The sequence below is a fragment of the Apibacter muscae genome (genome assembly GCF_007845635.1).
Lineage (GTDB): Bacteria > Bacteroidota > Bacteroidia > Flavobacteriales > Weeksellaceae > Apibacter > Apibacter muscae.
Genome location: NZ_SELG01000022.1, coordinates 38695 through 50009, shown reverse-complemented (window position 1 = coordinate 50009; position 11315 = coordinate 38695). Strand labels below are relative to the sequence as shown.

Here is an 11315-nt window from a genome sequence, read left to right as displayed (position 1 = left end):
GAATTTTATAATTCAAAAAAGCTTAGAAAATTTATTAAAAATATTCTTAAAGAAGATTCTGATTTATAATTTAAATACTTGTAAGATAATGACCAAAAACGTTTATATAGAATAAAAATATTAGTATTAAAATAAACAGAAACGAAATTAAAATTTTTACTATAATAGTAATATTTTTTTTAGCTGAAACATACGCAATCTACAAAATAAGAAAATAAAAATAAATTCCACATGAGCCACCCCTTAACAGAAAATACTAAATTAAAGTGCAATAAAGGCACCAAAGAAACTCCTTTAAAGGTAACCAGCCATAGTGGATTAAAAATTAATTCCTTATTAAAAGCAACAGAAAAGGATAAAGAAGCTAATACCAATATTATTCCTTTTGGACAATGCAAATTAAAACCAACCTCCGGAGGCTATTTACCTTGTACACCGGTTATCAAACAATGGGAGAAAACCTCCCCTTTCAGTCTCAATGGAATGAAAAAATTAACTACGGATTCCTTTTGTATGTGTGCTACCGGAGGAAAAGTTTCTCCCTTAACTCCACCGGAAACTTTTATTAATGTGATTGAGAAATCTACAAGTTTTAGTCATTTAAAAGATTTAAATGACAATTATCCAATAGAAATTAATGGTTTGGAAGGTCCTACAAAAGTTGAATTATTTGATATTGCAGAGTACAAGGTAACATCTTTTACTAAAGAACCCAAATTTATACATAAAACAAATATTAGCTGGCGGTATGCTGATAATAAAACAAACTTATACAAGTTAAATGGGAAAACAGTTAAACTGTCTTTGTTTATAGGAGAAATAGATGATCTAAATAAGGATATAAGTATCTATGCATATCTATATGAAATTTCAGAAAATATAAAAATTACCAGTAGAGTAATAAATACCGTAAAAATTATCTCAAGAGCAGAATGGGGAGCAAGAAAGCCTGACCCTAAAAAAGGACTTTATGAGAAAATTATGGAGCCTTTAGATAAATTTTATGATACTATTGTTGTACATCATTCAGGTAATGAAGTAGACTATCCTACAGTTAAACAAGTTCAGGATAAACATATGGATAGTAAATCTGATTCAAGAGCTGATATAGGATATCATTATGCAATAGATAAGGATGGAAAAATATATGAGGGAAGAGATATAAAATTTAAAGGATCTCATGTTAATAAAGCAAATACGGGTAAAATAGGAATTGTATTATTAGCAGATTTAAGTACTGATGATGCAGGTATGGGTTGGAGATCAACATTTGAATGGAGTAATGGGGAATTAACTAATAAATTGGAGCGTTCATTATTAAAATTATGTAAATTCTTAGATGATTTGTATGGAATTGAAATTTTAGCTGGGCATATGGAAATAAATACAGATCGATATTGCCCCGGGAATTTAACTATGGCTAAAATAAATAATTGGAGAAAATTATTAAAAATGAAGAAGCCTTGAAAAAATTATTATATTTAATCTTACTCAGTATTTTTATTCTACTTTTTATAGGTATTATAAATTATGACACAGAATTTGGAAATGATTTCAGGTTATTTATAAAGTATCCTCCTTCCTTAAAATTTTATATAGAATGTCCTCCTGATACCCTTTTTGAGAGAAATCCCACCTCTTACCTAATTTTAGAGTATGAAAAATATTTAAGTAGATATAATCAATTAAAAATATGGAATAACTTTATTCCCTTCCTCCTCATACAACTATTTTTAATTACTTTATTCTTTAATACTAAAAGGATATATCAACATAATTATCTATTTATTGATATTCCTTTATTTATTTTTAGCTATTTCATACTTATGTGTACTTTTTACCTCTCTTTTGGATTAAATTTTGATTTTTTATTACTCTTTGTAATATTTATATTATCAATTGTTATCGCTAACTATTTTATATGGATAAGGTTAAGATTTAGATTACTTAAATTAAATAAGATAATGTAGTAAATACTATTTTTTTGAAATAAAACAATCTTAAAGATGAAAAAATATTGTTTACTATACTTTTTTATTATTTTCAGAATATCTCTTTATGGACAAGAATTACCCACCTATTATAAAGACTTAATTTATAGCATTAAAGAGAATAACTTTACTGATTTTAAAACCTTATTTGCTAAGGTGGATAATATCAATAGATTTATACCCGAAAATTTAGAGAAAGAATCTTATAATAAATTAACCTTATTAGGATTTGCCTGTTCTTACAAAAGAAATAAAATTGTAGAATTTCTTCTTGAAAAGAAAGCAGACTTAAATCTTGGAGTGGAAGATGATTATTATGTTTATGATGCTCTGTATAGTATTTACCAAAAAGATAGTTTGAAAAAAAAATCATCCGCGATAGGAAAATTACTATTAAAAAAAGGTGCAAACCCTAATACTGTATATGGAGATAATACACGAAGTATCCTTCATATTGCATGTTCTAAGGGAGATTATGCTATGGTAAAACTTTTATTGGATAATGGCGCTGATCCAAACAACTCTGGAAACAGTGGTATAGAGTATAAATATTACCCTCTAATAGAAGCTGTAAAGAATAGTGATTATAGAATTATAAAATTATTATTAGATGCAGGAGCAGATATTTCTGTAAAAGATGAATATAATAAAACTGCTTTAGATTATGCTATTTTAAGTAAAAATAAAAAAATAATTAATCTATTAAATAAACGAATTACATTAATATGAAGGTGTATATTTTATATACATCTTTAACTAGCACTAGATTCATAAAAAGGAAGAATTCATCCCCTCCTCCAAAAGATAAGCAAGTTCAGCCGGAGATTTATACCCCGTTAAACATTCCCCCGTTTCAGGATTTACCCAATCATTCACCTTTAAATTAAAATTCCAACTTTCGAACTCAAAAACCAATTTAGAATCAGGTTGAGGTCTTTCTTGTTTCGGTAGATTAAACCCAAACCTTTCAAAAATCCTTTTCCCCTTCATTGCTCTAAAAATAGCATCCAAAGCTTGGATGTAAATCATAGGAGCTAGATTCGATTTTTGTTTTTAGATTTTCTTTTTTATATCCGGTTCCGTAAAAATTTTACTACCGTATTTAATCACCTCAATTAAATCCCTTTCCAAGTTTTCCACCTTTCTTATAAACTGAGCTTTAGAACTAACCACTATTTGGTTAGGATTATCCTTATACTTCCAGATCTGCAACCATTCCTTTTTCAGAATTTCAGCAATTTCCAGATTAGCCGTAATAATATGAAAATGCGGATTATAAGTTTTTCTCTGAGGATTAAAATTACATTCTAAGGATTTTATTCCTATCAGTGGAATCCCTTTTCCTCTTTGAAACCTCTTCTTATACCTATCTAAAATCAAAGAAAAAGCACGAAACATTCCGTTAATCCATTTATTTAAAGATTTTATTTTTACAGCCCTTACCGTTAGAGTAAGAAAATGAGGCTCTTTCCATGTCTTTAGAGTAGGATAATACCGATGAATGATATCGGCTTTTCGAATAGCAGAACAAACCGTACAAAAACGATTTTTACAATATTTCCCGTAAATCCTGTTTTTAGAACTAATAATTTTACTCTGACAATGAAAAGTATTCCAATAACTTTTTAGTCTTTGAAAATCCTCTTTAGACTTAGAAACATCAATCAACCCCAACATCATTTTTTGAGTAATCAGTTTTCTTTTGGCTCTTCCTTGCAACACTTTTGTATCAGTCAAATCCGTTCCTTCACCCTCTAATAAAGCAGGAAAAACCCGTTTTTTTTAATAGATAACTGATATTTTGGTTTATGCAATATTCAAAATTTTATTCAAGAAAAGTTCTCCTAACTTAATTCCAAAAACTGTATCTGTAATTTTCAAAGTACAAATTTTTAATATTTTCTCATAAATTCCTTTGATTCTATGTTCTTCTATCCATTCAATATTGTAAATCAGTAATGCCTGTAATTTATTTTAAACAATTAAAATATAGCATTGTCTATCCTCTTTTAAAATTTTTTTTAACCATATGTCAAATGAATTATGACCATAATCATTTCGGAGACTATCAACAAAAGATTCATCAAACCTATTTTCAATTGCTCTGATACTACCAAATTAAAGAATTGGTTGAGAAGGGATTTTTATTGCAAAATTTTCTTCTAATAGATCAATTATAGAATAAACATTTAAAACCTGATTTTGAAGCCCAATTTTTTTAGCATTTTTATGTATTACTAAATCTTCTGTAACAAAATAATCAACATAACCTTTTTTTTAGTTAAAAAAGTTGTTTATTATCAATTCTATCATTCTCTTTTTTTACTTCAAATATTTTATTAAAATTTTCTGACGGAATGGAGTAATTAATTAATATTTCATATTTCTGAAGTTTAGAAATAGTGATTTCCTTTCTTATGGTGTTCAAATCTCTTTTTAAATCTGAAGGAATTGCTTGTAGATGATAAATAATTTTACAATTGTTAGAAATTGCTAATCGATAAAACTTTGGAAATATGTTGCTAAATGCTTTATTATCTTCAAGATTAATTAAAATGTTAGTATCAATTAAAATTTTCATAACTACATGAATTTTAATCTTTATCACCAATGAGGAGATTCTATTTGATTTTGATGAATATCTTCTCTGCCTTCATATTTTTCACGTCCATTTTTATCAATTTCTTTAAAAAACATAATTAAATAATCCTTTTTGGGATATAATTCTTTTCTATTATAAGGGTCAATTTTTGGTCTATAAGGATCTTTTTTTGTCGCAATAATAATAGCCTTTTTTCCAAAACTGATTATCTTTTGATTTTGTTTAAATACATTTTCCATTATCTAACTAAATTTTTGTGTTAATATCTTAACTGATAGTTTTTCTAAATGTTTTTTTATCAAATCCAACAATTTTCAATATCCCTTGAGTTGATTCGTTCTCTTGTTTTAACCTTTGTTTTTGAACTTCAGTTAATTCTGATTCTCGGCCAATAACCACTAGACAAAATGGTCTATAAATATTTTGATATTTTCGAGAAGCATATAGATTATTATTAATAGCCCAATCTCTAAAATCTAGAGCTTGCTTTTTTGCGTGAGTTGTTTTAGCCGAAAGCTCTCCAGATTTTGTCATAATAGAGGTATTGGGTTCTTCAATTTCAATAACTGTATATGCATCATCCATTGAACGGATCAGAAAATCTGGGATTAAATTTTCACCAAATTTTGGTTTTGACCATATTTGAGCATGGAAGGGTTCTAAAATGTATGGATTATTTTTCAAAAAATTGTGATAAATTATTTCTTTCTTTGTTGTAGATTCTATTAATTCTAAATATTTATAAACATTATTTGAATTAAAATTGAACCACCTGATCATGAGAGCAGCAAACATATGTTCTTGAGCAGAGATATTAAAGGGATAAATTAAATTTTGTATTAATCCTAATGGAAAAATATCATTCTTTTCTACTGATTTCACAACCTCAATTAAAACCTTTTTTGCATTTGTAATCCATTCTTCTGTTTTATACTTTTCATTTTCTAGGTTAAGTCTCTTTATACAAGGTAAATTAGAATTGGCAAAGAAAAAATCATTTAAACTTTTACTAGATATATGACTTAAAAGCCTAGTTACATTGTTTATAGCCCTAAAACAATCGTTTTTTATAGTTGATTTTCCAAGTTTTTCTAATCCTTTTATTCCCCAATGGAGTGTTCCTAACATTGCTATGATTTGTAATTCTGCTTTAAACGTTATACCTCCATAATCTGACATGGCTAATTTTAATACTAAATTTAAGGCATCATTATTATTTTGTTTATATAAAAGTATTATTATTTCATTAAGTTCATATAAAGATGACCCTGATACTTGGAATTGACAAACTAATTCTTCTATTGTATGATTTCTCATTGCTTTTATAGTTTTGTAATATCGATATTTTAAATGGATAAATTTACTAAACTATTATGTTATTTTATTACATCTAAAGCACAAATTAAAAAATATTAATATAATCCTCTATGCAAACCCCTGTCCAATTTTAAAATTTATTAAATATTGGAGAATAAGGTGGTTACATAATTGGATTCCCATCCTTTCGCGATCACAAAATAGAATCATAAATAATTATATAATAATTATTTATGATTTTTTTCTTTCATTGTTTAGGTAATATTTAGATAGCGAATCTTTGTTTGCTTAAAATATAAAAAGGTGAATCCTAGCTATTTTAGGCTATAAATAAGTATAATAGTATTTCCTACTTATTTAGTAGTTTCTCAATCAATGTATTTTTCTCCTGAAGCATTCGTTCGTAGAGTTCTTGCTTCTCATTATAGAGTTCTACAATTTTATTTATAGGGTTAAAATTGAAAGTAAAACCAATAGAGGTGTCTTAAAAATCTTCGCCTGAAATATTTGCAACCCTGAAAATAACAGCAAATTACCGCAATTAACTATTATTTAAAATGTATTTTAATATCAATAAGCTTAAATTGGATACTTAAAAATCTTTTAGATATTATTTTTTAGGCTTGATTAGCAAAATTATTAAATAGTAGTTACAGAACCGTACAAAACTATATGAGTGCGGAAAATTGTAAAAAAAACAGAAAGCTATTAAAAATTAAAATATTAGTTAAAATTATTATTTGATATAAAATTTAACTTTATATATATTTGAATTCGTATTTGCTTGATTGTTAATATATTTTATGGGACATAATGATCTATCAGACTATGATATATTAAATATTATAGAAAAGGCTAGAAAAAGTAGCGAATTAGGCATTAGTTATAAAAAATAATGTTCAGATAAATAATTCATTAAAGGCTAATCTGACAAATGTTTTTACAAGTTATAATAATAATTCAAACCCATATCATTTTATATAGGTAAAATAAATATTAAAGAAACAATTACTAATCATAGTTACAGAAAATCAGTTATAGGAGGAGGTTTGATTTATTTAGGGCGTCCTATAATAAAAAAACGATTTGTTATGCAAGGTTCAGCTAAAGGAACTTCAATTGCTTCTAAATATCTATCAAAAGCATTACCCTATGAAATGCCATTTAAATTTTATACTATTAATTTAAAAACTAAAGTAATTTCATCAACTAGTAATTTAGGGAGAGGGTTAGGACGTCTTGTTACTTATGCTGGTTGGGCTTTATTAGCCATTGATGTAATACAACTACTAATTGAAGTATATGAAGTTGATAAGAAAAATAATAAAGTAACTTTTCATGGTTTTGGTGGTGGTGCTAGTGGTTATTGGTAAAAAAATATTTATATATGATTGATAACAAACTACAAATTTTCTTAGAAAAAGAATTATTATCTAAATGGGACAAGAGGTTAGTTTTTACCCCTGATATGAAACTGCACAAAGATTTTGGATTAGTTGGAGATGATGTAGATGATTTTTTAATACATTTTATAAAAGAATTTAATATTTCTGTAAGTAACGACTTTAATTTTGATGAAAGATTTTATCCAGAAGCATACACCTTAAATGCAATATTCAAAGTTATATTCAACAAAGCTAAAAGCCTATTTCTACAAAAAACGATCCAAGAGCCTGAATTAAAAGACTTAAGCATTGCAGAATTACAAGAGGCTATAAAAATAGGTGTTTTAAAGTAATTCATATATTAATTTTTAGAATTCAAAGACTTGTGAAAATTCTCAATTAACTTTTCTCTATTATTTATGATAAGTAATATAACCGATTTTACATCTTCTTTATTTCTCGCAAATCGGATTCTAGCATTCTCGGGTGTAATTTTTAACATCTTACTTGCTAAAATATAATCCCCAACTTCTAATTTTTTTCTTATTTGTTCAATAGTCATAGTTACTTTTTTAAAGTGAGCTAAATAAGTAAATACCTATTTGATAATTAATAACATATAGGTATGTATAATAATTAAAAAGGAATAAATTATTTTCAATTAGTTATTTTATATCTTTGTAAATGAGTAAAAGTATAAAATATGGATACAGCACCTAAAAAAGTACATCAAGGAAGAAACATAAAAAGGCTTCGTGAAATGTTAGGAATTAAACAAGAATCTCTAGCTATTGATTTAAATATTACTCAAGCAGGTGTATCTAAATTAGAAAATAAAGAAATAATTGAGGAAGAAACATTAGAAAAAATAGCTAAGTTTTTGAATCTACCTGTAGAAGCAATTAAAAACTTCAATGATGAAACTACTGTTAGTTTTATTTCTAATACGTTTAATAACACCCATGGTTTTATGTACTCAACTTATACTGATTGTGCATTCAATCCCATTGAGAAGATTATAGAGCTTTATAATGAAAAAGAAGCGCTCTATGAAAGAATGTTAAAAGAAAAAAACGCGTTATTAGAAAAATTTCTTAAATAAATTTGGTATTTTAAATAAGATTTAATTTCTATTAAAATTAAGTTTTCAAGTAAAAGAGTAAAGTATATAAAACGTCCTTTGATTTATAAGGACGTTTTTATTATCTATTGATTGTATAAATTAAAATGTATTGTAATTTAGATGATGTAGATAGTAGAAATCTATAATTTTTTAGATTATATTCGGCGTATTGTTGGCGCACTATAAAAAGAAAAAGACTTAAATAATTATTTAAGTCTTTTTTAAAGTACCCAGAGCGGGAATCGAACCCGCACGATATTGCTATCACTGGATTTTGAATCCAGCGCGTCTACCAATTCCGCCATCTGGGCTTCTGGGTAAGAAGTTGCAAATATAAAAATTTTTTCTTTAAAAAATATATACAACTAATCTTTTTATAAATTAGTAAAAAATAATAAAATGCAAATATTAATAATAAATGGTCCTAATCTTAATTTATTAGGAAAAAGAGAACCAGAGATCTATGGGTCTCAAACTTTTGAAGATTATTTTCAACAACTAAAAACTGATTTTACCTCTGTAGAACTCGAATATTTTCAAAGCAATCACGAAGGTGCAATTATAGATAAAATTCATGAAGTAGGATTTCATTATAAAGGGATTGTGATCAACCCCGGGGCTTTTACCCATTATTCTTATGCTATTTACGATGCTTTGAAATCTGTGACTACCCCCGCCATAGAAGTTCACATTTCTGATATTGAAAACAGAGAACCCTTTCGAAGGATTTCAGTAATCCAAGAAGCTTGTTTGCAACAGATTAAAGGCAAAGGACTAGCAGGGTACGACGAGGCCATTAACTTTTTTGTCAACAGATCATTAAAATCGTGATATTTAAATGATAAAAAATAGCGATGAATAATTCCAATTACAATTCATTCAATAAAAAAGGAATTTATTGTACCTTTGTGTATTATACAAACTAAATTTAAAAGAAGAATGATAAAAATTACTCTTCCTGATGGAAGTGTAAAGGAATTTCAAAGTTCCATTACACCGTTAGACGTGGCTAAAAGTATTTCAGAAGGTTTAGCACGTAATACAATTTCTGCATTAGTAAATGGTAAACAAGTAGAAGTTACCACTCCTATAACAGAAGATTCAACGGTGCAAATTTTAACATGGAACGACGATTTTGGAAAAAAAGCCTTTTGGCATTCTTCTGCTCACTTACTAGCACAAGCAATCCTAGAATATTATCCCAATGCAAAATTGACTATTGGTCCTGCCATTGAAAGTGGATTTTACTACGATGTAGATTTTGGAGATCAAGTATTTTCTGAAAAAGATTTTGAAAAAATTGAAAAGAAAATACTAGAAAATGCTAAGAAAAACTCAACCTTTAGGCTATATCCTGTATCTAAAAAGGAAGCGTTGGAGAAATTCAAAGGGAATGAATTTAAAGAAGAACTTATAGCTAATCTTGAAGATGGTTCTATAACTTTCGTTACACACGACAACTTTACAGATTTATGTAGAGGAGGGCATATACCATCTACCGGAATTGTAAAAGCAGTAAAAATTCTAAATGCAGCAGGGGCTTATTGGAGAGGCAATGAAAAAAATAAACAGTTGGTACGTGTGTATGGAATTACCTTTCCTAAACAGAAAGAGCTTATAGAATATTTAGAAAGAATAGAAGAAGCTAAAAAAAGAGATCATAGAAAGTTAGGAAAAGAATTGCAATTATTTACCTTTTCTGAGAGAGTAGGAGCTGGCTTACCTTTGTGGTTACCAAAAGGAGCAAAGTTGAGACAAAAACTCATTGATTTTTTAGGTGCTGCACAACAAAAGGCAGGCTATGAAATAGTAGCAACTCCGCATATAGGACATAAAGATTTATATGTTACAAGCGGGCATTATGAAAAATACGGAGCAGATAGTTTTCAACCGATAAAAACCCCTAACGAAGGTGAAGAGTTTTTATTAAAACCTATGAATTGTCCTCACCATTGTGAGATTTACCGTTCAGCACCTTGGTCATACAAAGATTTACCTAAGAGATTTGCTGAATTTGGAACTGTTTATAGATATGAACAAAGTGGAGAATTACACGGATTGACTCGTGTAAGAGGTTTCACCCAAGACGATGCTCATATATTTTGTACCCCGGATCAACTAATCGGAGAATTTGAAAATGTAATTGATTTGGTATTGTATACATTTAAGTCCTTGGGCTTTAGTGATTTTACTGCACAAGTATCTTTAAGAGATAAAGACAATCATAGCAAATACATAGGCTCTGATGAGAATTGGGAGAAAGCAGAAAGTGCTATTAAAAAAGCAGCACTGGAGAAGGGGCTTCCTACGGTTATTGAATATGGAGAGGCTGCCTTTTATGGACCTAAACTGGATTTTATGGTAAAAGATGCTTTAGGTAGAAGTTGGCAATTGGGAACGATACAAGTAGATTACAATTTACCGGAAAGGTTTGATTTGCATTATATAGGTTCTGACAATGAAAAGCATAGACCTGTGATGATCCATAGAGCGCCATTTGGTTCCTTGGAGAGATTTGTAGCAATTTTGCTTGAACATACCGGAGGAGAGTTACCTCTTTGGTTAAGTCCAGAACCATTCATTCTTTTACCCATTAGTGAGAAACATATAGATTATGCAAAAAAAGTTTTGAAATTAATGGAAAATTCAGATATTTGTGGTCGTCTTGATGAGCGTAACGAAAAGACTGGTAAAAAGATACGGGATGCTGAAATGAATAAAATCCCTTATATGTTTATTGTAGGAGATAAAGAGGCAGAATCTAATACCCTTTCTATTCGTAAAAGAGGTGGAGAAGATTTAGGTTCATTTTCCCTTGAAGACGCTTTATCATTCATAAAAAAAGAAACGAGTAAACCTTAAATTTTATATACCATAGCACTTAGAAGAAATAATTC

At 28.1% G+C, this 11315-nt stretch carries 13 protein-coding genes and 1 tRNA gene; 7 read left to right on the top strand and 7 right to left on the bottom strand.

From position 1 onward, the window contains the following. Positions 1-231: 231 nt before the first annotated feature. Both ETU08_RS12075 and ETU08_RS00770 read left to right on the top strand, forming a co-directional pair. Complete coding sequence (locus ETU08_RS12075) at positions 232-1467, top strand: PAAR-like protein (protein ID WP_221410418.1); 1236 nt, start codon at positions 232-234, stop codon at positions 1465-1467. A 539-nt stretch (positions 1468-2006) separates the two neighbouring features. Further along, positions 2007-2720, top strand: coding sequence for an ankyrin repeat domain-containing protein (locus ETU08_RS00770; RefSeq protein ID WP_146261104.1), 714 nt, complete (start codon positions 2007-2009; stop codon positions 2718-2720). A 39-nt stretch (positions 2721-2759) separates the two neighbouring features. Here ETU08_RS00770 and ETU08_RS00765 read toward each other — a convergent pair whose 3' ends face one another. The 5 genes from ETU08_RS00765 to ETU08_RS00745 form a co-directional block, all read right to left on the bottom strand. After that, positions 2760-3020, bottom strand: coding sequence for a hypothetical protein (locus ETU08_RS00765; RefSeq protein WP_146261103.1), 261 nt, complete (start codon positions 3018-3020; stop codon positions 2760-2762). Between the two features lie 24 nt (positions 3021-3044). Next, on the bottom strand, positions 3045-3728 hold the full coding sequence (locus ETU08_RS00760) for a protein rep (RefSeq protein ID WP_146261102.1): 684 nt from the start codon (positions 3726-3728) through the stop codon (positions 3045-3047). A gap of 544 nt (positions 3729-4272) precedes the next feature. Beyond that, positions 4273-4572 (bottom strand): PIN domain-containing protein, encoded by a 300-nt coding sequence (locus tag ETU08_RS00755; RefSeq protein WP_146261101.1) that lies wholly within the window; start codon positions 4570-4572, stop codon positions 4273-4275. Between the two features lie 23 nt (positions 4573-4595). Beyond that, the gene (locus ETU08_RS00750; RefSeq protein WP_146261100.1) at positions 4596-4832 is read right to left on the bottom strand and encodes a hypothetical protein; all 237 of its coding nucleotides are present in this window, start codon (positions 4830-4832) and stop codon (positions 4596-4598) included. A gap of 28 nt (positions 4833-4860) precedes the next feature. After that, positions 4861-5910 carry a Shedu anti-phage system protein SduA domain-containing protein gene (locus tag ETU08_RS00745; RefSeq protein ID WP_146261099.1) on the bottom strand — a complete coding sequence of 350 codons (1050 nt, stop codon included), beginning with the start codon at positions 5908-5910 and terminating at the stop codon, positions 4861-4863. Positions 5911-7001: 1091 nt separating this feature from the next. Here ETU08_RS00745 and ETU08_RS00740 point away from each other — a divergent pair. Both ETU08_RS00740 and ETU08_RS00735 read left to right on the top strand, forming a co-directional pair. Then, complete coding sequence (locus ETU08_RS00740) at positions 7002-7283, top strand: STM2901 family protein (protein WP_146261098.1); 282 nt, start codon at positions 7002-7004, stop codon at positions 7281-7283. 14 nt (positions 7284-7297) lie between these two features. Continuing rightward, on the top strand, positions 7298-7648 hold the full coding sequence (locus ETU08_RS00735; protein ID WP_146261097.1) for a DUF1493 family protein: 351 nt from the start codon (positions 7298-7300) through the stop codon (positions 7646-7648). A gap of 8 nt (positions 7649-7656) precedes the next feature. Here ETU08_RS00735 and ETU08_RS00730 read toward each other — a convergent pair whose 3' ends face one another. After that, positions 7657-7857 carry a hypothetical protein gene (locus ETU08_RS00730; protein ID WP_146261096.1) on the bottom strand — a complete coding sequence of 67 codons (201 nt, stop codon included), beginning with the start codon at positions 7855-7857 and terminating at the stop codon, positions 7657-7659. Positions 7858-7998: 141 nt separating this feature from the next. On the opposite strand from ETU08_RS00730, the gene ETU08_RS00725 reads away from it, so the two are divergent. Then, positions 7999-8397: a helix-turn-helix domain-containing protein gene (locus ETU08_RS00725; protein WP_146261095.1), complete on the top strand. Its 399-nt coding sequence runs from the start codon at positions 7999-8001 to the stop codon at positions 8395-8397. Between the two features lie 248 nt (positions 8398-8645). Here the strand turns inward: ETU08_RS00725 and ETU08_RS00720 are convergent. Next, a tRNA-Leu gene (locus ETU08_RS00720) sits at positions 8646-8729 on the bottom strand. Between the two features lie 88 nt (positions 8730-8817). Here ETU08_RS00720 and aroQ point away from each other — a divergent pair. Continuing rightward, on the top strand, positions 8818-9249 hold the full coding sequence (gene aroQ, locus ETU08_RS00715; protein ID WP_146261094.1) for a type II 3-dehydroquinate dehydratase: 432 nt from the start codon (positions 8818-8820) through the stop codon (positions 9247-9249). Between the two features lie 108 nt (positions 9250-9357). Continuing rightward, complete coding sequence (thrS, locus tag ETU08_RS00710) at positions 9358-11280, top strand: threonine--tRNA ligase (RefSeq protein ID WP_146261093.1); 1923 nt, start codon at positions 9358-9360, stop codon at positions 11278-11280. Positions 11281-11315 lie beyond the last annotated feature (35 nt).